The sequence below is a fragment of the Microbacterium sp. M1A1_1b genome (assembly GCF_053345565.1).
Window position 1 is genome coordinate 689,166 of sequence record NZ_JBKFAJ010000001.1, and the last position, 25,098, is coordinate 714,263.

The following is a 25,098-nucleotide window of genomic DNA, read 5'->3' on the forward strand; positions in this document are numbered from 1 at the left end:
GGACGGTACCGGCGGCACAGACCAGACCCGACTTGTACTGGATTTTGTAGCACCCCCCGGTATATCACCCGCTACACCGGGGACAAGCCGAGACCGCCGACACCGTTGTCGGCACCGGCTGACTTGTTGCAGCCGAGGTGCGCTGGTGCCCAGTTCGATGGGTCCCAGGTGAGTTGTGGGTACCGCTTGCGCGATCGGATGTGCTGCACCGAGCACGAATCCTCCGTGCCTCGCAGGTCGTAGTCGATCGGCTGCTGGCACAGGCAGCACGGGAGGTTGAGCCTGCGACCGAGCGCCTTGACCTGGTCGAGCGCTTCGGCTCGGCGGCGACCGGACCAGGGCGGGATGCTGATGCCGTTGTCCACGTCAGTCCACGTCCTCGACGATGTCGTCCATCACCTGGTCGATCTCGACCACGGTCTGCGGGTGCGGAGTCAGTGCAACACCCGCGTCCGCCGGACGCACATTGCTGCGTGTGCGGTGCGCACTGAGGTCGTCGCGGTCGCGCATGTCACAGCTTCAGTGCCACGACCGTGACCAGCACTGCCAGCGACAGGGTGATGGCGGTCTTCGCCTTGAGGGTGACGGTCACGCCGTCCTTGGTCTGCGACTTGAACCCTGACGGGATCAGCGCATCGGTGCTGACGATCGCGAGCGGCGTGTAGCCGGCGTCCGGGGCGGCTGCGTCGAAGGCGACCGGCACGTCGAGGGTGGCGCCGGTGGCCAGGGTGACGACGGTCGCGGCCTTCCGGCCCGACGTGACCGCGGTCATGTGGTTCTCGAGCGCAGCGACGCGGGCAGCGAGGGCTGTGTCGGCCGCGGCGCGCGAGGCGGTCTCGGCGGCGTCGGCTGCCTGGCGTGCCTGCGCTTCGGCTGCGTCTGCTGCTGAGGCGAGGGCGGCGTTCGCGGTGTCGGCGTTGGCTCGTGCACGCGCCTCGGCTGCGTCGGCATCGGCTCGGGTCTTCGCCTCGGCTGCGTCCGCTGCGGCCCGGACGGTGGCCTCAGTGGTGAGTGCCTGCTCGGCGAGGGTGATGCGGGCCATGAGCTCGGCGTCTTCGGCAGCGAGCTGGGACGTGGCAGTGGTGAGCGCGTCGGCGAGGGCGATGACGTCGGCGTTGGTCGTCGCGATGGCCTGCTGCGCGTCCTCGATGTCCGACTGCGCGGCAGCGATGCTCGCTTGGTTCGAGGCGATGTCGGACCGTGCAGCGGTGAGGGCCTCACGAGTTGCGGCGTCGGCCTGGGTGTTCGAGGCCAGCGCAGCGGCGATGCTGCCGAGCTGTGCGGACGTGGCGGCAAGGGTGCTGATCGCGGTGGCGAGGCCGTCTGCCTGGGCTGCGACGTTGGTGTTCGTGGTGCCGAGGTTCTGCACGACCTGGGCGACGAGCGCAGACAGGTCGGTGAACCGTGGGTCGCGTGACAGGACCATGGAGCGGGCGTTGCCGGCAGCGGCCATCGCCTTCTGCGCCATCTCGTCATTGCCGCGAGGCTTCATGATCGCTCCCCTGATCCGTGGTGCTCGTCGGTGGTCAGTCGACGGTGATGCCGAGCTTGCGGAGCATGTCCAGCACTTCCCGGGTGTACATCCGGACGCCCTGCGCCTCCCACGCTGCGAGGACGTCCTCCTCGGCGAGCACGACGTCGGCGTGTCCGGTGTTGTCGGCGATGCGCGTGAGCTGCGACTCGATGCCGGCGAGGTGTTCGAGCTTCGCGGCTCGGTACTCGTCTTCGGTCACGGAGTCGACACTCACGATGAGACCTGCTTCGGCTCGCCGTACGTGGTGGTCTTGGTGACCGTGGCGACGCACACGTCGGGCTCGAGCATCGCGGCGCGCATGTTGCTCTCGATGCGGTGCAGCTCGTTGATGGCCTCGGCCTCGTCGGCGACGTAGGAGCTGATGGCCTTGCCGGCACGGGCGACGGTGAAGACCTGCTCGACAATCGGCTCGGACATCACTGCTCCTTCGAAGGTGTTCCCCTGCTCGACGCCGGTGCGGTGGGTGCTGACGGCCGGAGTTCCTGCGCGTTCTCACGCGTCGGCAGGCGGCGGCGTTGCGGTCGGTGCGTGTCGGCGGGCTGGGGAAGTGCTGGCCGGCTCGGCCGCATCGCGTCTGCAGCCGAGCCGGGGTCTGAGGCGGGAACGGCGAAGCCCCCGAGGAGTTGGACTCGACTCGGGGGCTTCAGCCTGCCACCTGGCGGTTTACACACCGGTGGTTCGCAAGGACGACTATGAACGAAAAACGGGCTGCTGCGCAAGAAATTGGGCCGATCCCTCAGACCATCCAGACACCTCGCTGGGACTTCCCGGGATGCCCATGTACCCCGGGATCTGACCAGGAAGGGTACTGGGCCGTGTTTCGCGAGCCTTTCGTACCCCGTTCCAATCGATTTGGGTCAGGAGTCTGCGGCGAGCGCTGTGGTTCTGAGGGTGTTGGGGTGGTGGTGGTTGTGGTGGGTGCCGCGGGGCGTGGTGGGTCCGTGTTGGTCTACTCGCAGTCGGGTGTTGGTAGTTCGATCCATCGCTGACCGTGACGTTCGCATCCTCGGCAGCAGGTGCGGGCGCAGACCTCGAGGTCGCGAGAGGCGACGGTGTACCTGCCAACGCCTGCCCACACCCATCGGTGGCCGAGGACGAGGCAGGCGCAGAGGTGGACGTTGACGCGTCGGTGGAACCAGCTCTTCGTCGGGTACGTCAGTTCGTCCCACCAGCCGGGCAGTGACCACCAGGGCGTGGGTCGTTGCATCAGGCGCCCTCTCCGGCGAGCGCCGTGGGTGTTGGATGGAACGTCGCAGTGACTTGGTCGGCTGTCGAGGTGATGTCGGTGAGTGTGCCGATGAGCTGGGTTCCGTCGTCGAAGCGGATGAACGCTGGGCGAAGGCGGCTGGCGGGTTCGAACGGGTTGGGCGTACCCAAGAGCGCTGCGTCGACTGCTGCGGGGTCGTAGTCGACGCTGCGACCACCGGACAGGGGCATGTCCTCCGTTCGGGCGTTGCCGATCGCCTGCAGCTGGTCAGCGGCAGCACGGAGGGCGGCAACGACGCGCTCAGGTGCGAACTCGTAGCCGTTGTCCACCGTGTGCTGCACATCGTCCGCCAGTACGCGGTACTGCTCTGGGGTCATCACGTGCGGTCGCCCTCGTCTGGTCGGGTGGAGCCTTCGTCGGTGTAGTCCTCGGGTCCGAGTTCCCACCACTCGTCAGTGCGTTGGTCCCACACGTCGGTGCGGAGGCAGTCGGGGCAGCGGAACGCGTGGAGGTCGCGGAGTGGCCAGGCAGGGACGGTGGTGGGCAGGTGCACGGGCCGTCCGAAACGTCCGGTCTTCGTGCGGGTGCTCTCGAAGGTCTCGCCGGGCAGCGGGTGTCGGAGGCCGGTCGCGTGGAGGCGGTCAGCGACCGACCCGCATCCCTCGCAGGCGTCAAGGTCCGGTGGTGGGCAGATCTGGATCGTCCCCATCGTCGCCCACGGGTCCCAGGTGACGCGGCAGCCATCCCACAGGGGCGGCAGCCGGTGCTTCACGAGCTGCAGCGTCGGCGCGGGCATCAGCACTCCCCCACTTCGTAGCGGTGCGCTTCCGGGTGCAGGGTGTCGTGCGCTCGGGCGTACTCATCGGTCGGGGTGTCACTGTTCGGCCTGTCCGGTTCGTACACGAGGCGGGCGCCGAGGTTGTCCTCGGGGCCGATGCTCATGCGTCCGTGGGACTGCCAGTCCTGGTAGTAGACGACCATGCCGCGACGCTGCTGGAACGCGAACGACAGGCGCGTCGTCCGCGGCTCGAAGTCGGGCCACAGGCGGTACGCAGCACGGAGCACCATGCGCGCGACCGATCGGCGCCAGGGGGCATGCACCCGACGGCGGGACGACGGACTGAAGTACACCGCCGCGAAGAGCACAGCGGCGATCACCACGTACTGCACCCACCACCACCCGGTCGGGAACACCGCGCGGAGGAACGCGAGGAACAGGAACCACGCACCGATCAGCAGTGCCCAGCATCCGACGATGACGGCCGCCGCCAGCAGGCGGGTCAGGCGATCCTTCGTGCTGTCCTTCACGACTGGTTCCCTTCGGCGAGCGCTGTGGTCTTGCGGTGGGTGGCCCAGAGGGCTTCGACTTCGGTGGTGATGGTGGGGTTGCGGTGTCCGGTGGGGATGCTGCGGAGTAGGGCGGTTGCTTCTATGTGAGGGCTGTTGAGGTCGCGACCGGCGATGTCGGCTCGGCGGTACCCGTTGCAAGCGGCGCAGTGTCCGTAGGGGCGGCCGGCGTAGTCGGTGTGGTCCCAGGAGCCCTCGGTGAGGGAGCAGATGCAGGTGCGGTGCGCGGTCTCGATTGAGGAGCAGGCGGCGTGGTAGAGGCCGGGTTCGCCGCGGTACCAGGCGGCACGAGCGCCGTGCCACGAGTGGGAGACGTTGACCGGGTCACGACGGGTTGACCGTCCTCCACACCAGGTGCACCGTGTGAGGAAGCGGCGACGGAGACGACCGACGAGGTGCACCTGAACGCGCAGGTGCCGGAAGTGCCACTGCCAGCGGCTCTTGCAGACCGTGAGGGCGTCCGCTCCCCCGGGCTCGTGATGCCACACCGTGATCGCGGACGGGAAGTACAGCTCGTGCCGGCCGACACGGAGGAAGGGCCAGGAGAGCTGCACGCCACGGACTCGGCGACGCTCGGACATGCGTGAGAGCTGCGGGAACGGGGTGCGGATGCTCCACGCCACGACATCGGGATCGTGCATCAGTGGTCTCCTTCGGCGAGGGCGTCGGGCTGGTGAGTCTCGTGGGCGTGGGTGGCGTTGCCTCCGAAGATCGCGGCCATGGTGTGGGCGACGTGGTCTGCGCTGTACCCGTACGTGGTGGTGCGGAGTGGTTCGCCTGATCCGTCGCGGACGGTCTCGGTGGTGATGTCGACGTCCTGGACGATCGAACGGACGGCGCCGGCGCGTTCGCGGGTGATGCTGGTCGCGGTACGTGCGAGGTCGTCGTCGAAGTCCTCGGGATGTCCAGCGATGAGCACCAGGTCCGCGGCGGCACCTCGCGTGGCTTTCCCAGCGAACTGAGCGGCGAGGACCGTCGTGCCGTTGGTCAGGACCGTGTGCTGTCGTCCGTTTGCGCGAACCACCTTCGCGATTGCCTCGTACTCGATGCGGGCGACGATGTTCTCGTACTCCGCGAGCGCGTAGGTGCCGTTCCGGGACGTGATGACGACGACGCTGTTGCCCGGCAGATCAGTGATCAGCGCGGCGAGGTAGGCGATCGTGCGTGTCGGCGGGAACTCCGGCCGCTCCTCCGCGGCGCTCACCAGGGGCGTCCGTCCTGCTGCTTGCGGCGTTCGTCGGCCTGGGATGCGAGGACGACCGCGGTGGCACCGACCACGGCCGCGGCGAGCGCGCTGAGTCCTGCGAGCCAGCCGTAGCGGGTGTCGCCGGTCCAGACGGCGATGGCACTGAGGGTGAAGATGGTGATGGTGAGGATGCCGGCGAGGTAGCCGAGGGTGGATGCTGCGCGCTTCATGCGATGACCTCGAAGACGTGGAAGACGAGTGGTGCGGGGATGACGGGCCAGTGGACGGTGCCGCGGTGTGCGACGCCGGCCGGGACGGGCTGTCCGGTGCCGCGGACGATGAAGACGCGGCGTTCGAGGCGGGCTGCGGGCTCGACGACGGCCCACAGGTTGATCGTGTCGGGCTGTCCGGATGTGGCGATGTCGACGATCTCCGCGCCCACGGGCAGCTCGACGGTGACGGGGTCGTCCTGGACGGGGATCGTGTACTTCCACACGGTGCGGTGCTGGTTGGCCATGGTCAGTCCTCTCGGGTCAGCGGTGGTCGTCGGGTCCGTACTGGACGCCGTTGTCGATGTCCCACGCGAGTTCGTGGATCGCCTGCAGGCCCTCCCAGTGGCCGCGAGGGTCGCCAGCGGCCTTGCAGAACGAGCAGTCAGCGGACGAACGTGCGAGGTCGCCCGGGCGGTACGTGATCGTCAGGGCGACGCGGCGCTGGATGTTCTCCTTATCGCGGCGGTCGACCCACCAGTCGAACCCGCAGATCGGGCACGGCGTGTTCCACAGCGACGGACGACGGGGCGGGTCGAACTTGTCGAGGATCATGACCTCCCAGCCGCGGAGCATCCGCAGCTGGTCACGGATCGCCTGCTCGGTCACGTCGTTGCGCGCCAGGAACTCGACCCGCCAGTCGCGGAGGTCGTGCTCCGGGTACGCGCCAGGGACACGGTCGGGGCGGAGCTCGCTGACGGCCCGCTCGATCGCGTTGTACTTCTGCCACGCGTCCTCGTCGAACGGGGACGCGGAACCGGACGTGGAGCCGCCGCCACCGGATGCGCCGATGCTGCTCACGATCGACGCGCGGAGCTGCTGGATGAGGCCGTCGTGGTCTTCACGGTGCGGCCCGCCGAACCGTTCGCAGACGCGGCACGCGCACTCGTCGCGGGTGACGACCGGGTGCGTGTCCGTGAGACGGTCGACGACGTCGATCAGCTGCTCCTGCAGCGACGGTCCGGTCACAGGTCAGCCCTCCCGTGCGCAATCGCTCCGCCGCGGCGACGGACGCACGCGAGAGCAGCGGCGACACCCTCGGACCAGACACGGCGCCGGTGATCAGTCCAGTCCTCCGCCTTCCCGCCGGGCTCGAAGTACTCGGCGCTCAGGTTCTGGATGATCTCGCGCGACGCGGCCTGCAGCGCTGTCGCGGCAGCGTCGCGTGCGACGGCGTCGAGCTCGGCACGGGTGACGGCTGCCCACTCGGTGTCGAACCGACGCATCCCCGGCGACTGGGCAGCCCAGAGGTCGTCCGCGGCGGTCATCGGGTCGGTCCCCACGCGCGGCCGTTGCTCTCACGCTTCAGGTTCAAGCGCCGGTAGCGGGATACGTTGACCTGTCCGATGCCGAGTTCACGAGCGATGGTGGTGTCCGACTTGCCCTCGTCGAGCAGGGCGACGATCTGGTCGTGGTACCTGCTCGTCGGGCTGGTCGACCGACGACGCGGAGTGACGGCCGGCTGGGTCGTACCAGCGAGAGCACGCGCGCGACCGTCGTCGTCCGCGGCGGCGAATCGGCGCAGCACCTCGGACATCGCCTGCGCCGGCGTGACGCCGTGCTTCGCGGCCAGCGCCTCGTAGAAGCGCCACCGGTCGGGCGCCAGGACGACGGCTTCGCTGATCGCACCGCTCATGTAGCGGGTCATCCGCGGACCTCGACCACGGCCGTGTCGTACACGCGCTGTGCGTCGATGTCGCTGAGGAGCCGCGTGGTCTTCACGCCGCGCGCGTTCACACGGTGGGTGATCTCGACGACTGGTCCGACGACGGTCTCGTCGCCGAGGTCGACGTGCTTGCCGAGGGCGTCGGTGCCGAGGTCTCCGGCGTAGCACTTGCGTTCGTCAGCCACGAGACGCTCCTTGCGTGGTCGGGATGGTGTCGAGGGGTCGGCAGTCGACGCAGGCGGTGAGGCCCTGCCTGCGGATCGAACGGTCGACGGCGGCACGGTTGCTTGACTCGCCGACGAGCAGCGGCCGGGACCGGGGACGTGTGGCCCAGAGGCAGCCGGGAACGTGGACGGTGGTGCCGACGATCGAGAGGATGCTCATGCGGATGCGCCCTCGTGGATGACGGTGACGGGCAGCAGCCAGGCGGCGGTCTGGTGGTCGATGAACCCGGCGTTCGCGGTCGTGCTGGGCTTGATCTGGAAGGCGGTGCCGGCGGTGTTGACGATCACGGCACCCGGGTGGAGAGCGAGAGCTTCGTGCTGCTCGGTGATCACGCGGCCAGTGCGGTCGTTCCCGGCGGGGTGACGGTGCATCGCGCGCTCGACGGCAAGGGCTGCGTCGAGGTCGCTGATCGTCGTGTGCGCTCGTTCGAGGAGGTCCGCTCCCCCGGTCAGACCGATGGAGCGTTGCATGGCGGCGGCGCTGGCCAGCCGTTCGGTGAGCTCGGTGATCGACGAGTTCGGCATGCGGACATGCTCTGGATCAGGTGCGACAGCCCAGTCCAATAACCCACCGCGACACGCCGAAGCGGCGCGACCGGGATTCTGTGTACGGTTCGGGTGACGAGAGGAAGCCTCATGAGTGCGGACTGGGTGGCCGTAGTGATCGCAGCACTCGCAGCGTGTGTTGCGATCTGGCAAGCCGTCGAGGCGCGGCGAGCCCGAACTGACGCTCGCGATGCCGCCAAGGAAGCAGGTGTTCACGAGCAGAAGGCTCTGCAGGCATCGGAGGATGCGGCGAGCGCTGCGGGTCGTTCGGCGTCGGCGCAGGAGCGGATCGCTGAGGTTGTGGAGGCTGGTGCGGTGAAGTCGCCGTGGGGGCTGCGGAAGAAGTCGCCGACGGTTTGGCGTTTGCGGAATGTCAGTGACCATCCGGTACGGGCGACGGCTGTGTTCATGGGTGATAGTCGGTTGTCGGTGACCCCCGACGATGTTGTGGGTGGGCGGAATGCGGTGCCGCGGACTGTTGGCCCCGGGGAAGGTGTCGATGTGGTGTTCGACTATGAGGAGGGTTCTTCGTCGAACACGTGGGCGGCGTTCACGGTGTCGTGGGCGGGCAAGGGTGGGGAGCCGTCGTCGGAGGAGTTCACGCTGCAGTGGCGGCCGCCAGCACGCATCATCTTCTGAGCGATACGTGCCGGCGGGGCGTTCACGGCGCGATCTTGACGTTGTCGACCTCTCGAACCGTGGCCATCTCACCCTTGCCCGGGCCCTGCGCGAGGAGCAGTGTTCGCCACGGCGCTCCCCCTGGGTTGTACCCGTGCGGGGTCTCGGCTGGACGGTAGCCGACGAGCGTGCCCGCTGCAGGACCGACCATTCCGTCGTACCGGTCCATGACCTCGAGGCGGCAGCCGATGTGCTGCGGACCAAGCTGCGACACCGGGAGCTTGATCACCTCGGCGAGCGCTGCGGGTTCTGGTGTGCGTGGTGTGCTGGTGGTGGTGATGTTGCGTGGTCGGTTCTTGGGGCGGCTCATGCGGTGGTGTCCGGTTCTTCGTCGTACTGCCAGGTGCAGCCGTCGCCGTTCCAGGTGCCTCGGACGCGGCCGCTGTGCCATTCGAGGCGGTCAACGTTGCCGTCGTCGTCGAGGTACCCGTCGGCGAGGTCCCTGGCGGCGTTCCACCAAGGTGTCATCCAGCAGGATGCCTGCCGTTCGACGGGGTGCTCGCACGGCCAGGCTTCGCAGTCGCACGACGGGTACTGGTGGCACTCGTCGTCTGGGCTGGCGGTACAGGCGAAGAGGCCACACGCGAACGGGTTCGTACCGGGTCCGATGACCTCGACGGTGTGAACGGCGGTCATACTGCGGACTCCTCTCGGGGCGGTCGATTTGGAGTCAGGTCCTTGGCGCCGCAACTGATGCACTGCCCGGCGACGGTGCCGAAGTCAGGCTCGTCGTACGGCAGGACGGCGTGGCCGCTGATCGTGTCCTCACAGGCGGCCCATTGCAGGGTGTCGATGCTGGACAGGCGGTGCTTCGCGTACGCGTGCTTCGCAATGCCGGCAGTATGGAGGGCCGTGTTGCCCCAGGGGCGGAAGCGGTGACGTTCCCACTCCTGGTCGACCTCGACGGTCTCGTAACCGGTCAGCGTGACGCAGTAGTGCGCGCCGTTCGTGCGCACGCCGGCCTTGATCGCGCCGCGCGTCTCGCCGCACTGCAAGCAGCGGTCATCGTCGGTGCTCATGCTGTGGGTTCCTCTCGGAGGTGGATGGCCTGGTAGATGCGGCCCGTGCCCTGGCAGGCCGGGCAGGACGAGCGGCGCCCGAAGTACTCGCACAGCGGGCACGGTGCCGTGGTGGTGCCGATGGTGATCACCAGCGGTCCTCCCGCCAGAAGTCGTCGAACCAGACCTGGGCGAACCGGACGGCGCCAGCGGCGAGGAGGCAGCCGACGACGTCGAGCGTCAGGGCGAGTGCGGTCATCGGGTGCCGTCCTCGGGCCATTGCACGTAGTCGTCGATGCTCACGTGCGGCCCGTCGTGACCGATCGGCTGCGTGCAGGATGACGTGACAGCAGGGAAGTGCGGGTGGCGTGCACCGCACTCGGCTTCCTCCGGTGCCGTCACCGGTGAGGTGACGTCCCTGATCGTGGACGGGTCGATGCTGTTCGCGTGCGCCAGGATCCCGTCGAGCGAGACGACGCCACTACCAGCTGCAAGGAACCAGAAACGATCCTGCGGGTCGCCGTGCTGGCTGGCCCAGAACGTCGAACCTTCGGGCAGTTGCACGACGCTCCGATATGGATTGGCGCTCGGGCCCGGCTGCGCGAGCACCGCAGCGAGGGTGGCGGCAGCTTTGTACGAGTACGTCGCCCTGAGCAGTCGCTCCGCCAGCTCGACCAGCGACACCGGGACTGACACCATGCGCTCGGCCATCAGCTGTTCCTCCGGTCGATCGCGGCAACCCACTGCTGAGCGACCGCCTGCACTTGGATCAGCTCGGCGCGGAGCTTCGCGGGGTCAGACTCGGCGAGCGCTTCGAGGAACTCCTCGTAGAGGATCTGCGCCCAGGTAGCGTTGCCGGACGCTGCGTCGTCGTTCAGCTCGTCGCGTACGCGCTCGAGCACGGTTTCGACGAGTTCGCCTTCGAGCAGGAGGGTGCTGATGCCGGTACCGTCGGGGTGGTTCTGCTCACCCCACTTCGCGTTCTGTCGCATGCGTTCAGCGCGGACCTCGACGGTGATGCGGTGTTCTGGGTCGATGGCTTTGACGATGGCGTGGCGGTCGGGGAAGTACCGGTACACGGTGCCGATGCTGGTGCCGGCGCGGAGGGCGACGTCGGCGGTGGTGAAGCGTTCGAAGCCGATCTCGTCCGCGAGTTCGCGGGCGGCTTCGGTGAGGCGGGTGAGGGTCGCGGTAGAGCGGGCCTGCTGCGGCTCGTTCCTCAGTTCGATGGTCAACGTCGGTGTCCCTTCCGGTTGTCCTTGCGCTTCGGTTGTGCAGCGCGGGACTGGGTCTGCTTGCGGCGGAGGTCGGACTCGGCACGGCGGTAGCCGGCCAGGTACGCCTCGACGGCGACGGGATCGGGGTTCATGTCTGGTCTCCTGGTCAGGCGGCGACGGTGCCGGCGCTGTTGGCGGGAAGGTGGAGTTCGTCGTGGCGGATGCGGAGGACCGTGCGGTCCGTGCAGTGGATGCGGGCGGCAATGCTGCCGTCGGACAGGCCCGCAGCGTGGAGCTGACGGACCGCAGCGCGGCGTTCCTCGGGTGTGAGGCGCACCTGCTCCCCTGCCACGGCGAGGAGGACAGCGGTCTCGTCGATGCCGTCGACACGCTCGGGTGCGGCGGGCCGGTCGTCGAGGTCGATGTCGTCCCAAGCGAGGGCTGGGTGCCAGCCCTTGCGGCGGGCCAGTGCGCGGGCCTTCGTGACGCTCGTGCGCTGGGAAGGTGTGTCCTGCGGCGGCTCCGTGTTCCACAGCTGCTCGTACAGGGCAGCGACGGCACGGTGCGTGCGGCCCGTCACGTGCGGTTCGGTGAGGATCCGGTTGACCTCGTTCGTCGCGAGGTTCAGCCGGCGGCTCAGCTCCAGCTGTGACCAGCCCAGGTACACCAGCGCCTGCACCCGGCGGTGCGTGCCGCGCGACGAGAGGCGGGCGCCGTCAGCGATGAGGTCGAACGTGGGGCGGATGGCGAGGAGCCGGTTCGCCTTCGCGACCGACACACGCTGCATCGGGACTCGGACACCGTCAGCGTTGATCACGCCGTAGACGAGGTTCTGGATCATCGGGAACCGGGCTACGGCTTCGATGCGGTTGACGCCGATGCCGTACTCGCGGAGCCGTTGCACGTGCTCACGTGCGGGCCCCGCGTCGGTCAGCGGTGACGTCCACCGGCCGTACGCCTGTGCCTTCCGACGCTTGCGAGCAGCGTCGGTGCGTCCCTGGCGGCAGGGTGCGCAGCGGCAGCCATGGTTGTTGTAGCAGGTACCGACGCTTCGTGCTTGTGGTCGGAAGGACACAACACGATGCGGGGCTTCATGCCGTCACCACCGCGTACTCGGCGCCGAGGGACGCTGCACCTGCGGCGATGAGGTCCCGGGCTGCTGGCGGCGTGACCGCGTTCCCCGCGGCCTTCACGAGGTCCCGGTTCGACACGGGCCGGAGGCGGTCCGGCGGCTGCCACTTGTAGTCCTTCGGGAACGCCATGCCCGCGGCGACCTCGTGCGGCTGGAACATCCGGAACAGCACCTCGGGGACCATCGCCTCGGCCTCGCGAAGATCGCGCGGGGTGAGGGGGCGACGCTCCGGCTGCCGCAGCACCGCCTGGTGCCCCGCCGTCGTCAACGTGCGGAGCTCCTCGAGCATCGACGTCGTCATCTCGGCGCCGCCAGTGTTCATGCGGTGCACGAGCGCGTGGTTCGCGCCGTCGGCGACGATCGTGCGCAGCGGGTCCGCGTACGGGTCGAGGTTCCGGTCGTCGCGGTCACGGAACTGCGAGACGAACGCCTGCTGCACGAGTCCGTGGTGGTTCCCGCCCGCAGTGAACGTCCCCGCGGGCTCCGTCACCGATCGTGCCGTCGACGTGCCGTACATCTCGGCGATGAACGGCGGGTGCGCGAGCGCGGTCTCCGCGCGGGTCGTCTGCGTTCGCATCGGGGCGTCGATCGACAGTGCGTCCTTCCCGTCTCTGCCTTCGACCGGCACGGCGAGGGCCTTCGAGTTCGTCGTGTGCAGCGCCCGGAGCGGCTCGCTGACGGGCCACACGCGGTGGTAGCCGTCGAGTTGCCCGTGCTGCCGGTGGTGCGGGTCCGTCGCGTCGTACGTGTTCCCCGCCGCCTCGAGCGTCAGCGGACCCCAGTACCGGGCGATCCCCGCAGCGATGCGGGCTCGGGTCTTCAGCTTCAGCCGGTCCCCGATTCGCTCGCCCGGGATGGACCAGTCGATCGCCGCGGCCGCCGGGAGCCATCCCGGCTCGACGATCTGCCCGCAGCGGGAGCAGCAGTACACGTACGCCTGCCGGTACCGGCCGACCTCGCGTCGGCCTTTGAACGACTGGACGGACTCCACGACGTCGTCGCATCGGTCACACCACGCCTTCGGGCGGAGGATCCGGTCGATGTCCGGCGCGGCAGCGTGCTCGGGCCAGGCGACGACGTAGATGCGGTCGCGGGACTGCGGGGCCGGTGCACCGAACGCCTGGGCGTGCATCGAGTTCAGCGACACCACCCGGAACCGGTAGCCGAGGGCCCGCAGCTCCGAGCGCCAGACGTTCCACGCCGTGCGGTACTTCGCCTGCGTCGCGATGTCGACGACGTTCTCGACGATGACGAGCCGGTACCGGTGGTGCTCGATGAAGCGAAGCACGTCGAACATCAGGAGGCGGGATCGGTTCTTCGCGTCGTCGGACAGCGGGTCCTCGAACAGGCCCTCCTCGATCGCGGGGAGCTTCGCGCCGTTCGCCTGGGACCACTTCGTGCACTCGGGCGAGGCCCAGAGGATGTCGGTCTTTGGGAAGAACGACGGACGCTCCTGGTGGAGGTCGACGACCGCGTGGTCGGTGGTCGGGTGGTTCAGCGCGTGGATGTCGCAGACGAGCTGCCAGTGGTTCGCCGCGATGCGGACGGACACACCGGGCACCTGCAGCGCACCGGTCGATGATCCGCCGGCGCCTGCGAACAGGTCGGTGATGGTGAGCTCAGTCACGGTCGCCTCTCGGGAGTGCGTAGTCCTTGCCCTGGCCACGGCTGGACTCGTCGGTTCGGGTGGCGGGCTGGTGGGATCGGAAGTCGGGGTCGAAGCCGGCGGCGATGATCTCGGCGCGGTACGCGGCGTCGAACTCGGCGCGGGCCTTCGAGTCGTTGCCGCGGCCGTAAAGGATCCGCATGCAGGCGTCGGAGGGGCGTGGCGGGTAGCCGGTGGTGTCGGTGATCGAGGGCATCAAGCGTGTCCTCGTCGGCTAGCTTCGAGGAGCGCGTAAGCGATGAGGTCTTGCGATTCGTAGAGGCCGCAGATGTCCTCGGGGCTCCGCCGGATGGTCTCTGCGACGTACGCGTCGACGTTGCGGACGGGCTCCTTGGAGCGGGCGACGATGCTTTCGACGAGTCGCACGGCGGCGATCGGGGTGAGTGCTCCGAAGTCGCGAACCGTGTCGGCGAGCATCCCGCCGAGACGCCCGAGGTTGCCGATGCCCACTCTCTGCACCTCGGCCTGAACCTCGGATGACACTTCCTGGTCCGTCCAGAGCCTCGCGGTTGCTACTGGACGGACTTCTGGTTCTCGAGTCATGTCAGGTCCGTCAGTGGGACTGGGACTGGGACTGGGGGAGCCTGTGACAGGCCCGGGAGTTCCGGCGTGACTCACGCCGGGTGTCACGCCGTTACGCGCCTGCTCTTCGGCGTCGCGCTTCTCCTTGTCACGAGCCCGCTTCGCGGCCTGTCGTTGACGGTTCCGCTCGCGCTCGGTTTCGCGGCGCTCGGTCTCTTCCTCGGCCGTCCCGTTGCCGGCGGCGTGGGTCCAGTCGTGGAAGAGGTAGCCGGGCTCGCCGTCGCGGGTGTGGGGCTCCCACAGGCCGACCTTGACGAGCTTCTTGATCTCGGTGGGCGTGCCGATCGTGCGGGCGGCGTCCTGGGACAGCCAGCCGCCGGACGCGGCGTGCTTGCACCATGCGCCAGCGCGGGCCCAGAGACCGATGGCGGCGTTGCCGGCGGCGATGAACTTGGGGTGGAAGGGGGCTTGGTCGTCTACCGGGAAGTACGGCATCAGGCGTCCTCGGTGGTCGTGGTGATGGTGTCGCGGGACCAGCGCTTGTGCGCTGCCTGCGGGGTCTTGCCGGTGGCTCGTGCGATGTCGGCCCAGGACTTCCCCGTCGAGCGCTGACCGTCGACTGCGGTCTGGATCGCGTCGGCGAGGACGACGTTGAGGCCGAGGAGCGCTGCGAGTTCGTGCTCGTCGGAGTCCGCGACGCGGCGACCGGCGGCGTTGATGAACCGCTTCGCGGCGGCGAGGTAGTCGAGGGTCTCGACGGAGACGCGGCGGCGCTTGCGGCGGTCAGCCACGGCGGTCACCGCCCGTCGAAACGGCATCAACCTTGGGTTGACGCCACAGTTCGGCGATGCGCTCCTCCGCGTGCGGCCCGTAGACGCGAGTGCGGAAGCCCTGGTCGTCGAGTTCGTGCCACCCGTCCCAGTACAAGACGGGGATCAACTCGGGGTTGACGTCGGATCGGTTGCGGGGCAGGGTCCACCCGTTCGCGCGGCAGACGCCGGCGAACGCCGCGTCGGTCTCGGCGATCGTGTTGTGGTGGTTGCACATCGCGATCAGGTGCGCGGCGGTGTCGAACAGGGCGGAGCCGCCCATGCCGCGGCTGATGCGGTGCTGCAGGGTGCGGGGGCCGTGGCATGGCCAGATGAGTGCGGCGGCGGTGTCGACGACGACGCAGCTGACGGCGTCGCGGGTGTAGACGGTGTCGCGGAGTTCGTCGACGGCGTCCCGGGAACGGTCGCCGGTGCTGCGCCTACGCATAGCGTTCCGCCCGGTCCGCGTTGATCGCTTCCTCAGCGAGGGCGATGAGCTCGTGCGCGAGCTGGACAGCGTCGGCGGGGTCAAGGAGTGATCCGTTCCACTCGGTGACGGCGAGCCGGACGACGTGTCCGCGGTGCTCGACGCGGCGGACCTGACGGGTGATCGTCGCGAGCTGGCGCTTGGTGTCCCAGTCACTCGCCATGGCAGCCGCCCGAGCGGGTGAGGTGCAGGTGGAACACCTGGTGGAAGTCGGCGGAGCAGCGGCGGCACCGCTCGCACCGCCAGACGGGCATGGGGCCGTCCTCGTTCGGACTGCCGGACAGGGCACTGGTCGCCGCGGCGTGGGCCTGGCAGAGGGGGCGGACGTAGTCGCAGTGGGCGCAGACCTGCTCGTAGCGGGCGACGACCATGCACTCGTCGCTGGTGCCGTAGACGTTGTTGACGCAGAGGTCGAAGTCGAGGGCCCAGAGCGCGGCGCGCTGCTCGAGGGTGAGCTCCTGCTCGGCCATCAGAGGTACGCCCGTGTCGTGACGCCGATCGGGAGAGCGGTGTCGAGGTGGAGGCGCTTGCGGACGCGCTGGACGGTGCGGATCGGGATGGTGGTCTTGTCGGTGATCTCGCGGTCGGTGTAGCCCTGACCGTTGAGTCGACGGATGACCTCTTCGCGGTCCTCGGTGTGGAGCTGCGAGGAGCGGAGTTCGCCGCGGATGGCGAGGTCGACGGCGACCCAGTCGTAGGCGACGTTGTTCGCGAACGAGGTCGGGGCGACGCGGGTCGCGGTCGGGCGTGCCGCGCGGAGCGGCATGGCGTAGGTCACGGCTGGTCCTCCTGCCGGACGGTGGCGAGCTTCCACGCGCCGATGAGCCAGAGCAGGACCAGCAGGAGGCCGGCGCCGCTGTTGAGGGGCACGCCGAGCACGAGCGCGGCGAGGGCGACGAGGATCGCGGCGAGGAACCAGAGGGCGGCGGTGCGCATCAGAGGGCGCAGCCGTTCAGGATGACGCCGACGGTGACGGCCGCGAGTGCGACGCCGAGGAGCCAGACGAAGCCGACGAGCGCGATGCAGTCGGCGCGGGTGAGTTCCGCACGACGGTCGCTCATGCGGACACCTGCGCGAGTTCGTCGTCAGCGACGAATCCGGAGGGACGACCGTAGAGGGTCTCCACGGGAACGTGGAGTGCATCGGCAATCCCTACGATCTCCGCGGCAGTGAACGGCGTGTCGCCGCTCATCCGACGCGACATCGCCATGCGAGACAGACCGAGCCGGTCAGCGAGAGCAGCGGACGTCATCTGCCTCTTCGCAGCGACCCCTCGTACCTCACCGGCCACCGTTGCGTTAGTTTCTATCGCCATGCGTTAGATGCTTGCACAGATCGTCAGGAACGCAAGCACGCGGGTCTCCTGCGGCGTGTCTCAGACTCGCTTAGCGTTACTCAGGCGCTACAGAGTGACATGACTACCGCTCTTTGTTACATTGCACGCATGGCAGAAACGTCGAGCGTCGCCGTCGAGGCGACCGAGGTCAACTACAACCGTGTGGTGGCAAGCAACATCCGTGCGGAGTTGGCGCGCGCGGATATCAACCAGGCAAAGGCCGCGACGGCGCTCGGCGTGTCGGAGATGTGGATCAGCCGCCGGTTGCGGGGCAGCGCCTCGCTCGACGCGAACGACGTCAAGATGTTCGCCGATTTCCTGCGTGTCTCCGTCGCTTCGCTCTTCGAAACGAAGGAAGCCCCCGTGCGCTCCGGGAGTGGAGACACACGAGGGCTTCGGTACTTGCTCCCCGAGTTGGACTCGAACCAACAACCTGCCGGTTAACAGCCGGCTGCTCTGCCAATTGAGCTATCGAGGATCAGTTGCCGCTCCGGGTGACCCCGTCCGGACAACGGGTACCAGCATAGCAGGACATCGGAACGGCCCCGCGCATCGGCACCGTAGCCCGGGCGTGCCGCAGGTCAGTACCCGGCGACCGGGTCGACGACGCCCACGAAGCCCTGCCCCGCGCCGCCGAGGAACGCCGTCACGTTCACCCGCACGCGCTCGGCCAGCAGCGGCTCGACCATCTCCGGCGTGTCGGCCTGGTGCGGGGTGATGATCGCGCCCGGGGTCTCCCAGAGCGGATGTCCGTCCGGCAGGGGTTCGGGATCGGTCACGTCGACGCCCGCGCCCGCGATCTCGCCCGTGCGCAGTGCCGCCACCAGGGCGTCGGTGTCGACCAGGCCACCGCGGGCGATGTTCACCAGGCGTGCCGACGGCTTCATGATCGAGAACTGGTGCGGACCGAACAGCTTCGCGGTGCCGGACGTCATCGCCGCCGCGATCATCACCACGTCGGCGTCGGGCAGCACGTCGTCGAGCTGGTCCGTCGTCACGGTGCGTGCGGCGCCCTCCACCGGCGATGCCGACCGGCGGACGACCGTGACGTCGACGTCGAAGGGCGCGAGCAGGCGCAGGTACTCGAGCGCGATCCCGCCGGCACCGATGACGACGACACGACGTCCGTACAGCGAGACCCCCTCGGGCTCCGTCGCCCACGAAGAGGCGCGGGCCCGCGCGGGCAGCACGCGCAGGGTCGCGAGGGTCAGGGCCAGGGCGTGCTCGGCCACCGGTTCGGCGTAGGCGCCCTTGGCCGAGGTGAACAGCACGGTGTCGCCGTGCGCACCGATCAGGTCGGCGAAGGCGTCGACGCCGGCGAACGGCAACTGCACCCACGTCACCGACGGCGCGGCGTCGAGTGCGTCCTGCAGGCCCGCCGGGTCACGCGGGTCGAGCCAGACGATGGCCCGGGTGTCGTCGTCGAGCGGGGCGACGGTGCCGCCGGCGCCCGTGACCGCCGCGACGTGCAGGTCGGCGGGCGACGGCAGGATCGCGACGGGGCCCGGGGACGGCGGAGCCACGGGCAACGGCGCCCCGGCATCGGTGACGACGGCGCGGTGGCCGCGGAACTGGACGTCGGTGTCGGTCACGCGTTCTCCTGTCGGGGTGCGCGGCCGCCGGTACCGGCGGCCGCGGGGGACGATGTCGGGGCAGACGAGCGGCGGGGCGCCGAGGTGGCACCGCCGGGCCGCTTGACCGGTCGCGCCGCGGTGGCCGCGAGCGTCCGGACGTAGGGGTCGACGGGGCTGTCGAGCACCTCGTCGAAGGTGCCGAGGCCGACAAGCCGGCCCTCGTTCATGACGGCCACACGGTCGGCCAGTGCCCGGGCCTCGCGCAGGTCGCTGGACACGACGACGGCCGAGAACTGCCGGTTGCGCTGCAGCCCAGCGAGCGCTTCGAGCACGGCCTGGCGCACCAGGACGTCGACACCACGGGCGGGTTCGTCGGCGACGAGCAGCTGCGGCTCGAGCACGAGCGCCTGCGCCAGGGCCACGCGCTGCCGCTGCCCGCTCGACAGCTCCCACGTGTTCAGCCGCATCACGCCGAGCGGCAGGTGCACCGCGTCGACCAGACGGGCCACGATGAGCCCGGCTTCCTTGCGGTCGAAGCGGCGGTCGCGGACGTAGATGGGTTCGGCGATCGCCTCACCGACGGTCAGGTCCGGGCTCAGCCGGTCGGCGGCGTCCTGGGACAGGTACCCGATCCGACCGGTCAGCCGGGCCAGACGACGGGACGACGGGCGCAGACCGCGCATCCGCTGTCCGAGCACCGTCAGCTCGCCCCCGACGATGTGCCGACGGTGCGCACCCTCGCCCTCGCCGCGGGCGCCGAGCTGTCCGGCGACGGCCGCCGCGAAGCTGGACTTCCCCGATCCGGACTCCCCGAGGACGGCCAGGATCTCGCCGCTGCGGACGGTCAGGCTGACGCCGCCGACCGCGCGGATCGGGCGCGACCCCGGCACGCGGTACTCGATGGAGACGTCGTCAGCGACGACCGCCGGGTCGTTCAGCCCGATCATGGAACCCCTTCCGCGCCGCCCCTGGCGACGCAGCGCGGACCGTCAGGGGTCCGCGCGACGGACGTGGTGCACCGGAGCCGCCGGCCTGGAGGCGCGACCCGCGTCGCGGACGTGCGTCGCGCCTCCTGGACGGTCCGGCCCCACACCGGCACTGCGGCAACGCAGGCAGGTCAGGAACCAGCCTGCTCCAGTCGCTCAAGCGTACGCCGTCGCTCGGCCTGCTCGACCGGATCGGGCACGGGCAGGGAGGCGAGCAGGCGCTGCGTGTACGGGTGCTTCGGCGCACCGAGCACCTCGGCCGTCGTGCCGGTCTCGACCAGGTCGCCGCGGTACAGCACCGCGATCCGGTCGGACAGCGCGCCCACCACGGCCAGGTCGTGGCTGATGAACAGCGACGCGAACCCGAAGTCCTGCTGCAGCTCGAGGAACAACTCGAGCACCCGGGCCTGCACGGACACGTCGAGCGCGCTCGTCGGTTCGTCGGCGATGAGCAGCTTCGGCCGGAGCGCGAGCGACCGGGCGAGCGAGGCGCGCTGACGCTGCCCGCCCGACAGTTCGTGCGGGTACCGGTCGCCGTAGGCGGCGGGGAGCTGCACGGCCTCCATGAGCTCGTCGACCTGCTTCCGCGCCGCACGCGGCGAGGACGCCACCCCGTGCACGATGAGCGGCTCGGCGACGCACTCCGCGATCGTCAGCAGCGGGTTGAACGACGTCGCCGGGTCCTGGAACACGAAGCCGATGTCCTTGCGCAGCTTCTTGAAGTCACGCTCGCGGTAGCCGAGCATCTCGGTGCCCAGCACCTCGAGCGACCCGCCGGTGACCTTCGTCAGACCGGCGATGGCCCGCCCGATCGTGGTCTTGCCGGAGCCGGACTCCCCCACGAGCCCCAGGACCTCGCCCGGGCGGATCGCCAGGTCGACGCCCTTGACGGCCTTGAACGCGTGCGCTCCGAGCCGTCCGGGGTACTCGATCTCCAACCCCGTCGCCCGGACGACCGGCGCGACGTCCTCGGCGATGATCGCGCGCCGGGCGATGCCGGTGCTCGCCTCGAGCCGGGGCACCGCGGCGAGCAGGCGCTTGGTGTAGTCGGCCTTCGGCGCGCTGAACAGCTCGGTGACCGAGGCCTGTTCGACGACCTCGCCCTGGTACATCACGGCGACGCGATCGGCCAGGTCCGCGACCACGCCCATGTTGTGCGTGATGATCACGATCGCGGCCCCGAACTCGTCGCGGCACCGGCGCAGCAGGTCGAGGATCTCGGCCTGCACGGTGACGTCGAGGGCGGTGGTCGGCTCGTCGGCGATGATCACGCTCGGCTCGAGGGCGAGCGCGCTGGCGATGACCACGCGTTGCTTCTGCCCGCCGGAGAACTGGTGCGGGTAGTGGTCGACCCGGGTCTCGGGGTCGGGGATGCCGACCCGTCGCAGGTACTCGATCGCGGTTGCGCGAGCGTCCTTCTTCGACACGCCGCCGTGCGCGCGCAGGCCCTCGGCGATCTGCCACCCGACCGTGAACACGGGGTTCAGGGCCGTCGAGGGTTCCTGGAACACCATCGCACCGGCGGTCCCACGCAGCTCGCGCAGCTTCTGCGACCCGACCGACACCACGTCCGTGCCGTCGAGCAGCACCGCGCCGCCCAGGGTCGCCGTCTCCGGCATCAGGCGGAGCATGCTGCGCGCGGTCACCGACTTGCCGGACCCGGACTCGCCGACCAGTGCCAGCACCTCACCGGGCCGGACGTCGATGCTGACGCCCCGCACCGCGTCCACGGCGCCACCGTCGGTCGCGAACGTCACGGTCAGGTCGTCCACGACGACGACGGGCTGGTCGGACTTCGTGGTGCTCATGCTGCTGTCCCTGCCGCGCCGGTGCCCGCGTCACGGGTGCTCACCAGCTGCTTCAGCCGCCGGCGCGCACGCAGACGGGGATCGGAGATGTCGTTGAGGCTCTCGCCGATGAAGGTCACGCCGAGGACCAGCACGACGATCGCGACACCCGGGTAGACGCCGGTCCACCACACGCCCGACGCGACGTCGGACAGCGCCCGGCTCAGGTCGTAGCCCCACTCGGCGCCCGCGGTCGGGCCGATGCCGAAGCCCAGGAAGCCCAGGCCCGCCAGCGTCAGGATCGCGTCACTCGCGTTCAGGGTCAGGATGAGCGGCAGGCTCCGCGTGGAGTTCCGCAGCACGTGGCGCGTCATGATGCGCCACGGGTTCGACCCGATCACGCGGGCGGACTCGACGAAGGCGTCGTTCTTCAGACGGACGGCCTCGGCGCGCACCACGCGGAAGTACTGCGGGACGTAGACGACCGTGATCGAGATCGCCGCGGCCGTGATGCCGCCGTAGTAGCTCGAGTTGCCGCCCGACACCACGATCGAGACGACGATCGCCAGCAGCAGGGACGGGAACGCGTAGATCGCGTCGGCGATGACGACCAGGATCCGGTCGAGCCACCCGCCGAGGTAGCCCGACACCATGCCGAGCAGGACGCCGACGATGATCGAGACGACCACCGCGACGATGACGACGAGCACGGCCGTGCGGGTGCCGAACACGACGCGGCTGAACACGTCGAAGCCGCCGACGGTGGTGCCCCAGATGTGCTCGGCGCTCGGGGCACCCGTGCGGGGGAAGCTCTGGCCGTCGGTGCCCTGCAGCTGGCCGAAGCCGTACGGGGCGATGAGCGGGGCGAACACCGCGACCAGCAGGTACACGGCGCAGATGACCACACCGACGATGAGCATGGCGCGCTGCCAGCCGGTGCTCTTGCGGAGCTGGACGACGACGGGCAGTCGCTTCCACAGGGGCTCGTGGCGGTCGACGAGGGTGATGTCGGACATCGTCAGAACCTCACTCTCGGGTCGATCAGGGCCGCGACGACGTCGACCACGAAGTTGGTGACGGCGACGATGACCGCGAGCATCGCGACGATGCCCTGGACCGCGACGAAGTCACGGGCGGACAGGTACTGGTTGAGCTCGAAGCCGAGCCCGCGCCACCCGAAGGTGGTCTCGGTCAGGACCGAGCCACCCAGCAGCATGGCGATCTGCAGGCCCATCACCGTGATGATCGGCACCAGGGCGGGACGGAACGCGTGCGTCCGGACGAGCCGGGATTCGCGGACACCGCGCGATCGGGCGGCATCGACGTACTCCGAGCCGAGCGTGCCGATCATGTTGGCGCGCACCAGCCGCAGGAAGATGCCGGCGGTGAGCAGGCCGAGCGTCAGCGCGGGCAGCACCGCGTGGGACAGCACGTCGCCGATGATCTGCCCGTTCCCGGTGCGGATCGCGTCGATGATGTAGACACCGGTGGGGTTCTCGATGCGGTCGAGGACCAGCTGGGCGCGGGTGGACGCCCGGTCGCCGAGCGGCAGCCAACCGAGCCAGACCGAGAACACCAGCTTGAGCAGCAGCCCGCCGAAGAACACCGGCGTCGCGTACGTCAGGATCGCGAGCGCGCGCAGCAGCACGTCGGGCCACTTGTCGCGCAGGTACGCCGCGAGCATGCCGAGCGGGATGCCGAGCACCAGGGCGACGACGAGCGCGTAGAAGACCAGCTCGGCCGTCGCACCGCCGTACTGCAGGATGATCTCGGTCACCGGGCGGTTGTCCGTCACCGACGAACCGAAGTCACCGCGGACGATCTGCCCGAGGTACTCCGCGTACTGCACGATCACGGGCCGGTCGTAGCCGGCGGCGTGCAGACGGTCCTGCAGCTGCGACGGGGTCAGCCGGCCGCCGACACTGGCGGTGATCGGGTTCCCGATGACGCGCATCAGGAAGAACACGAGCGTCACCAGGATGAAGACGGTCGGGAAGATGAGCAGGAAGCGGACGAGGACGTACCGACCGATGCCGCCGCCGGCACGTCGCTGTGCCTGCGGTTTCGTCGGTTCGGAGTCGATCGCCTCCGGGGTCGTGAGGGTCACGGGGTTGGAGCCTTTCGCGGGAGGGTCACGGTGTGGGTGCCGTTCGCGTGACGCCGACAGGGGGCGCTCCTGGTGGGAGCGCCCCCTGTCGGGTGTCGGGGTTACTTGGTGATCGTGCCGTAGCGGAACTTGAACGACGCGTCGAGCTCGACGCCCTTGACGTCCTTGCCGGCCACTGCGACCGACTTGCCCTGCAGCAGCGGCAGCGTCGAGATCTGCGAGGCCTGACGCTCCTGCGCCTGCTCGATGATGTCGGCGCGCTTGGTCTTGTCGGACTCTTCCTGCTCGTCCGCGATCAGCTTCTGGATCGTCGGGTCGTCGTAGTGGTTCTGCACGAAGTTGTCCTTCGTGAAGAACGGCGACAGGTAGTTGTCCGCGTCCGAGAAGTCCGGGAACCAGCCGAGCTGGTACTCCGGGTACGCGTCCTTGGTGCGCTCCGTGGCGTAGGTCGTGTAGACCGTCGACTGGATGTTGACGGTGAACAGACCCGAGGCCTCGAGCTGGGACTTCAGCAGCGCGTACTCGTCGTCCGAAGCCGAGCCGTAGTGGTCCGGTGCGTACTGGATGTTCAGCTCGATCTTGCCGCTGACGCCCGCGTCCGACAGGGTCTGCTTCGCCTTGTCGACGGACGGACCGCCGCTGCCGTTGCCGTACATCGACTTGAACGGCGTCGCCGCACCCGTCAGCCCGTCCGGCACCATCGAGTACACGGGCGAGTAGGTGTCGTTGTAGACCTCCTTCGCCAGGGCGCTGCGGTCGACGACGTCGGCCACGGCCTGGCGGACGGCCAGCGCCTTGGCCTCGTCGGCGTCGGTCTGCCCGGTCCCGAAGGGCTGGGTCTTGAAGTTGAAGACCATGTAGCGGATCTCGCCGCCGGGGCCGTCGATGACCTGGAGCTTGCTGTCCTTGCGCAGCGACGTGATGTCGGTCGGCGTCAGGGAGCGGTACGCCACGTCGACGTCGCCCTTCTGCACGGCGAGCTTCAGGTCGGTCTCCTTGGTGAAGTACTGGGCCGTGACGTCCTTGGTCTTCGCCTTGTCGAGCACGCCGTCGTACTTGTCGTTCGCCTGGTAGGAGATCAGGTCGTTCTCCTTGTAGGACTTGATGACGTACTGGCCGGCGAAGGCGTTGCCCTTGACGATGTCGGCGGAGCTCGTGAGCTTGTCGGCCGAGAAGACGTCTTCGTCGACGATCGGGCCGGCCGGGCTCGAGAGCACCTGGGGCCAGGTCTGGTCAGCGTGGTCCAGGTGGAACACGACGGTGGTGGCGTTCGGCGTGTCGATGCTCTTGAGGTTCGCGAGCAGCGACTGCGGGCCGTTCGCGTTGTTGATCTTGATCTCGCGGTTGAACGAGAACTTGACGTCGCTCGAGGTCAGCTTGTGGCCGTTTGCGAACTCGAGCCCCTTCTTCAGGGTGACCTCGTACGTCGTCGGGTCGGTGAACTCGCCCTTCGTCGCGATGTCCGGCTTGACGTCCGGGCTGCCCGTCGGGGTGTTCATCAGGAACGGGAACACCTGGTTCTGGACGGCGAACGAGCCGTTGTCGTACGAGCCCGCCGGGTCGAGCGACGTGATCTTGTCGGTCGTGCCGATGATCAGGCCGTTCAGGTCGCCGGAGCCGCCGCTGCCGCCGCCCGCGCAGCCGGTCAGGACCAGTGCCGTCGCTGCTGCGCCGGCGCCGATCGCGAGGGCGCGCTTGCCCCACGTGGCGCGGTGGTTGGTGAACACGGATGCCATGTTCGATGCCTTCCTGGTGGTGGTTGCAGGTTCCCTGGACCGGAGGTGGATCGACTGTGTGACCGGTCAGGGACACTCATTGAG

At 69.1% G+C, this 25,098-nt stretch carries 42 protein-coding genes and 1 tRNA gene; 1 reads left to right on the plus strand and 42 read right to left on the minus strand.

Annotated elements, in window-relative coordinates; all coding sequences use genetic code 11:
• Window positions 1–71: 71 nt before the first annotated feature.
• The 17 genes from ACLBWP_RS03380 to ACLBWP_RS03460 all read right to left on the minus strand — a co-directional run bounded on the left by ACLBWP_RS03380 (window position 72) and on the right by ACLBWP_RS03460 (window position 7,958).
• Complete coding sequence (locus tag ACLBWP_RS03380; RefSeq protein WP_447654050.1) at window positions 72–365, minus strand: hypothetical protein; 294 nt, start codon at window positions 363–365, stop codon at window positions 72–74.
• 1 nt (window position 366) lies between these two features.
• Window positions 367–510 carry a hypothetical protein gene (locus ACLBWP_RS03385; protein ID WP_447654051.1) on the minus strand — a complete coding sequence of 48 codons (144 nt, stop codon included), beginning with the start codon at window positions 508–510 and terminating at the stop codon, window positions 367–369.
• A 1-nt stretch (window position 511) separates the two neighbouring features.
• On the minus strand, window positions 512–1,492 hold the full coding sequence (locus ACLBWP_RS03390) for a hypothetical protein (protein ID WP_447654052.1): 981 nt from the start codon (window positions 1,490–1,492) through the stop codon (window positions 512–514).
• Window positions 1,493–1,526: 34 nt separating this feature from the next.
• Window positions 1,527–1,733, minus strand: coding sequence for a hypothetical protein (locus tag ACLBWP_RS03395; RefSeq protein ID WP_447654053.1), 207 nt, complete (start codon window positions 1,731–1,733; stop codon window positions 1,527–1,529).
• 11 nt (window positions 1,734–1,744) lie between these two features.
• The gene (locus tag ACLBWP_RS03400) at window positions 1,745–1,951 is read right to left on the minus strand and encodes a hypothetical protein (RefSeq protein ID WP_447654054.1); all 207 of its coding nucleotides are present in this window, start codon (window positions 1,949–1,951) and stop codon (window positions 1,745–1,747) included.
• A 789-nt stretch (window positions 1,952–2,740) separates the two neighbouring features.
• Complete coding sequence (locus ACLBWP_RS03405) at window positions 2,741–3,118, minus strand: hypothetical protein (RefSeq protein WP_447654055.1); 378 nt, start codon at window positions 3,116–3,118, stop codon at window positions 2,741–2,743.
• Complete coding sequence (locus ACLBWP_RS03410) at window positions 3,118–3,537, minus strand: hypothetical protein (protein ID WP_447654056.1); 420 nt, start codon at window positions 3,535–3,537, stop codon at window positions 3,118–3,120. The genes ACLBWP_RS03405 and ACLBWP_RS03410 overlap by 1 nt, the downstream gene beginning before the upstream one ends.
• Window positions 3,537–4,049 carry a hypothetical protein gene (locus tag ACLBWP_RS03415; protein WP_447654057.1) on the minus strand — a complete coding sequence of 171 codons (513 nt, stop codon included), beginning with the start codon at window positions 4,047–4,049 and terminating at the stop codon, window positions 3,537–3,539. Before ACLBWP_RS03415 ends, ACLBWP_RS03410 begins: the two co-directional genes overlap by 1 nt.
• Window positions 4,046–4,729 (minus strand): hypothetical protein, encoded by a 684-nt coding sequence (locus tag ACLBWP_RS03420; protein ID WP_447654058.1) that lies wholly within the window; start codon window positions 4,727–4,729, stop codon window positions 4,046–4,048. Before ACLBWP_RS03420 ends, ACLBWP_RS03415 begins: the two co-directional genes overlap by 4 nt.
• Window positions 4,729–5,292: a hypothetical protein gene (locus tag ACLBWP_RS03425; RefSeq protein WP_447654060.1), complete on the minus strand. Its 564-nt coding sequence runs from the start codon at window positions 5,290–5,292 to the stop codon at window positions 4,729–4,731. Before ACLBWP_RS03425 ends, ACLBWP_RS03420 begins: the two co-directional genes overlap by 1 nt.
• Window positions 5,289–5,504: a hypothetical protein gene (locus ACLBWP_RS03430; RefSeq protein ID WP_447654061.1), complete on the minus strand. Its 216-nt coding sequence runs from the start codon at window positions 5,502–5,504 to the stop codon at window positions 5,289–5,291. The genes ACLBWP_RS03425 and ACLBWP_RS03430 overlap by 4 nt, the downstream gene beginning before the upstream one ends.
• Window positions 5,501–5,791 carry a DUF7352 domain-containing protein gene (locus tag ACLBWP_RS03435; RefSeq protein WP_447654062.1) on the minus strand — a complete coding sequence of 97 codons (291 nt, stop codon included), beginning with the start codon at window positions 5,789–5,791 and terminating at the stop codon, window positions 5,501–5,503. Before ACLBWP_RS03435 ends, ACLBWP_RS03430 begins: the two co-directional genes overlap by 4 nt.
• Before the next feature lie 16 nt (window positions 5,792–5,807).
• Window positions 5,808–6,512: a DUF7341 domain-containing protein gene (locus tag ACLBWP_RS03440; protein ID WP_447654064.1), complete on the minus strand. Its 705-nt coding sequence runs from the start codon at window positions 6,510–6,512 to the stop codon at window positions 5,808–5,810.
• Window positions 6,509–6,811, minus strand: coding sequence for a hypothetical protein (locus ACLBWP_RS03445; RefSeq protein ID WP_447654065.1), 303 nt, complete (start codon window positions 6,809–6,811; stop codon window positions 6,509–6,511). Before ACLBWP_RS03445 ends, ACLBWP_RS03440 begins: the two co-directional genes overlap by 4 nt.
• A complete protein-coding gene (locus tag ACLBWP_RS03450; protein WP_447654066.1) occupies window positions 6,808–7,191 on the minus strand; it encodes a hypothetical protein in 384 nt (127 codons plus the stop codon). Before ACLBWP_RS03450 ends, ACLBWP_RS03445 begins: the two co-directional genes overlap by 4 nt.
• Window positions 7,188–7,394 (minus strand): hypothetical protein, encoded by a 207-nt coding sequence (locus tag ACLBWP_RS03455; RefSeq protein WP_447654067.1) that lies wholly within the window; start codon window positions 7,392–7,394, stop codon window positions 7,188–7,190. Before ACLBWP_RS03455 ends, ACLBWP_RS03450 begins: the two co-directional genes overlap by 4 nt.
• Before the next feature lie 195 nt (window positions 7,395–7,589).
• Window positions 7,590–7,958, minus strand: coding sequence for a hypothetical protein (locus ACLBWP_RS03460; RefSeq protein WP_447654068.1), 369 nt, complete (start codon window positions 7,956–7,958; stop codon window positions 7,590–7,592).
• Between the two features lie 111 nt (window positions 7,959–8,069).
• Between ACLBWP_RS03460 and ACLBWP_RS03465 the strand changes: the two genes are divergently transcribed.
• A complete protein-coding gene (locus ACLBWP_RS03465; RefSeq protein ID WP_447654069.1) occupies window positions 8,070–8,618 on the plus strand; it encodes a hypothetical protein in 549 nt (182 codons plus the stop codon).
• A gap of 22 nt (window positions 8,619–8,640) precedes the next feature.
• Here ACLBWP_RS03465 and ACLBWP_RS03470 read toward each other — a convergent pair whose 3' ends face one another.
• The 25 genes from ACLBWP_RS03470 to ACLBWP_RS03590 form a co-directional block, all read right to left on the minus strand.
• Entirely contained in the window at window positions 8,641–8,967 is a 327-nt protein-coding gene (locus tag ACLBWP_RS03470) for a hypothetical protein (RefSeq protein ID WP_447654070.1), read from the minus strand.
• Complete coding sequence (locus ACLBWP_RS03475) at window positions 8,964–9,125, minus strand: hypothetical protein (RefSeq protein ID WP_447654072.1); 162 nt, start codon at window positions 9,123–9,125, stop codon at window positions 8,964–8,966. Before ACLBWP_RS03475 ends, ACLBWP_RS03470 begins: the two co-directional genes overlap by 4 nt.
• Before the next feature lie 164 nt (window positions 9,126–9,289).
• Window positions 9,290–9,676 carry a hypothetical protein gene (locus tag ACLBWP_RS03480; protein WP_447654073.1) on the minus strand — a complete coding sequence of 129 codons (387 nt, stop codon included), beginning with the start codon at window positions 9,674–9,676 and terminating at the stop codon, window positions 9,290–9,292.
• Window positions 9,677–9,910: 234 nt separating this feature from the next.
• Window positions 9,911–10,366, minus strand: a complete 456-nt coding sequence (locus tag ACLBWP_RS03485; RefSeq protein ID WP_447654074.1) for a hypothetical protein — start codon at window positions 10,364–10,366, stop codon at window positions 9,911–9,913.
• Window positions 10,366–10,890, minus strand: coding sequence for a helix-turn-helix domain-containing protein (locus tag ACLBWP_RS03490; protein ID WP_447654075.1), 525 nt, complete (start codon window positions 10,888–10,890; stop codon window positions 10,366–10,368). The genes ACLBWP_RS03485 and ACLBWP_RS03490 overlap by 1 nt, the downstream gene beginning before the upstream one ends.
• Window positions 10,887–11,024 carry a hypothetical protein gene (locus ACLBWP_RS03495; protein WP_447654076.1) on the minus strand — a complete coding sequence of 46 codons (138 nt, stop codon included), beginning with the start codon at window positions 11,022–11,024 and terminating at the stop codon, window positions 10,887–10,889. Before ACLBWP_RS03495 ends, ACLBWP_RS03490 begins: the two co-directional genes overlap by 4 nt.
• A 14-nt stretch (window positions 11,025–11,038) precedes the next feature.
• Complete coding sequence (locus ACLBWP_RS03500) at window positions 11,039–11,776, minus strand: hypothetical protein (RefSeq protein WP_447654077.1); 738 nt, start codon at window positions 11,774–11,776, stop codon at window positions 11,039–11,041.
• Between the two features lie 187 nt (window positions 11,777–11,963).
• On the minus strand, window positions 11,964–13,631 hold the full coding sequence (locus ACLBWP_RS03505) for a DNA cytosine methyltransferase (RefSeq protein WP_447654078.1): 1,668 nt from the start codon (window positions 13,629–13,631) through the stop codon (window positions 11,964–11,966).
• Window positions 13,624–13,866 (minus strand): hypothetical protein, encoded by a 243-nt coding sequence (locus ACLBWP_RS03510; protein ID WP_447654079.1) that lies wholly within the window; start codon window positions 13,864–13,866, stop codon window positions 13,624–13,626. Before ACLBWP_RS03510 ends, ACLBWP_RS03505 begins: the two co-directional genes overlap by 8 nt.
• Window positions 13,866–14,687, minus strand: coding sequence for a hypothetical protein (locus tag ACLBWP_RS03515; RefSeq protein WP_447654080.1), 822 nt, complete (start codon window positions 14,685–14,687; stop codon window positions 13,866–13,868). Before ACLBWP_RS03515 ends, ACLBWP_RS03510 begins: the two co-directional genes overlap by 1 nt.
• Complete coding sequence (locus ACLBWP_RS03520; protein WP_447654081.1) at window positions 14,687–14,992, minus strand: hypothetical protein; 306 nt, start codon at window positions 14,990–14,992, stop codon at window positions 14,687–14,689. Before ACLBWP_RS03520 ends, ACLBWP_RS03515 begins: the two co-directional genes overlap by 1 nt.
• Window positions 14,976–15,449, minus strand: coding sequence for a hypothetical protein (locus tag ACLBWP_RS03525; RefSeq protein ID WP_447654082.1), 474 nt, complete (start codon window positions 15,447–15,449; stop codon window positions 14,976–14,978). Before ACLBWP_RS03525 ends, ACLBWP_RS03520 begins: the two co-directional genes overlap by 17 nt.
• Window positions 15,442–15,651 carry a hypothetical protein gene (locus ACLBWP_RS03530; protein WP_447654083.1) on the minus strand — a complete coding sequence of 70 codons (210 nt, stop codon included), beginning with the start codon at window positions 15,649–15,651 and terminating at the stop codon, window positions 15,442–15,444. The genes ACLBWP_RS03525 and ACLBWP_RS03530 overlap by 8 nt, the downstream gene beginning before the upstream one ends.
• On the minus strand, window positions 15,641–15,958 hold the full coding sequence (locus ACLBWP_RS03535; RefSeq protein WP_447654084.1) for a hypothetical protein: 318 nt from the start codon (window positions 15,956–15,958) through the stop codon (window positions 15,641–15,643). Before ACLBWP_RS03535 ends, ACLBWP_RS03530 begins: the two co-directional genes overlap by 11 nt.
• Entirely contained in the window at window positions 15,958–16,266 is a 309-nt protein-coding gene (locus ACLBWP_RS03540) for a hypothetical protein (protein ID WP_447654085.1), read from the minus strand. The genes ACLBWP_RS03535 and ACLBWP_RS03540 overlap by 1 nt, the downstream gene beginning before the upstream one ends.
• Window positions 16,263–16,424, minus strand: a complete 162-nt coding sequence (locus ACLBWP_RS03545; RefSeq protein WP_447654086.1) for a hypothetical protein — start codon at window positions 16,422–16,424, stop codon at window positions 16,263–16,265. Before ACLBWP_RS03545 ends, ACLBWP_RS03540 begins: the two co-directional genes overlap by 4 nt.
• Window positions 16,424–16,549: a hypothetical protein gene (locus ACLBWP_RS03550; protein ID WP_447654087.1), complete on the minus strand. Its 126-nt coding sequence runs from the start codon at window positions 16,547–16,549 to the stop codon at window positions 16,424–16,426. The genes ACLBWP_RS03545 and ACLBWP_RS03550 overlap by 1 nt, the downstream gene beginning before the upstream one ends.
• On the minus strand, window positions 16,546–16,803 hold the full coding sequence (locus ACLBWP_RS03555) for a helix-turn-helix domain-containing protein (RefSeq protein ID WP_447654088.1): 258 nt from the start codon (window positions 16,801–16,803) through the stop codon (window positions 16,546–16,548). The genes ACLBWP_RS03550 and ACLBWP_RS03555 overlap by 4 nt, the downstream gene beginning before the upstream one ends.
• 426 nt (window positions 16,804–17,229) lie before the next feature.
• Window positions 17,230–17,302: transfer RNA gene (locus ACLBWP_RS03560), tRNA-Asn, on the minus strand.
• Between the two features lie 103 nt (window positions 17,303–17,405).
• Entirely contained in the window at window positions 17,406–18,416 is a 1,011-nt protein-coding gene (locus tag ACLBWP_RS03565) for a D-isomer specific 2-hydroxyacid dehydrogenase family protein (RefSeq protein ID WP_447654089.1), read from the minus strand.
• Window positions 18,413–19,345 (minus strand): ATP-binding cassette domain-containing protein, encoded by a 933-nt coding sequence (locus tag ACLBWP_RS03570; protein WP_243560524.1) that lies wholly within the window; start codon window positions 19,343–19,345, stop codon window positions 18,413–18,415. Before ACLBWP_RS03570 ends, ACLBWP_RS03565 begins: the two co-directional genes overlap by 4 nt.
• Window positions 19,346–19,515: 170 nt before the next feature.
• Window positions 19,516–21,192: an ABC transporter ATP-binding protein gene (locus ACLBWP_RS03575; protein ID WP_243560526.1), complete on the minus strand. Its 1,677-nt coding sequence runs from the start codon at window positions 21,190–21,192 to the stop codon at window positions 19,516–19,518.
• The gene (locus ACLBWP_RS03580; protein ID WP_447654091.1) at window positions 21,189–22,187 is read right to left on the minus strand and encodes an ABC transporter permease; all 999 of its coding nucleotides are present in this window, start codon (window positions 22,185–22,187) and stop codon (window positions 21,189–21,191) included. The genes ACLBWP_RS03575 and ACLBWP_RS03580 overlap by 4 nt, the downstream gene beginning before the upstream one ends.
• 2 nt (window positions 22,188–22,189) lie before the next feature.
• Window positions 22,190–23,254: an ABC transporter permease gene (locus ACLBWP_RS03585; RefSeq protein WP_374202494.1), complete on the minus strand. Its 1,065-nt coding sequence runs from the start codon at window positions 23,252–23,254 to the stop codon at window positions 22,190–22,192.
• Between the two features lie 125 nt (window positions 23,255–23,379).
• On the minus strand, window positions 23,380–25,014 hold the full coding sequence (locus ACLBWP_RS03590; RefSeq protein ID WP_447654092.1) for an ABC transporter substrate-binding protein: 1,635 nt from the start codon (window positions 25,012–25,014) through the stop codon (window positions 23,380–23,382).
• Between the last annotated feature and the right edge of the window lie 84 nt (window positions 25,015–25,098).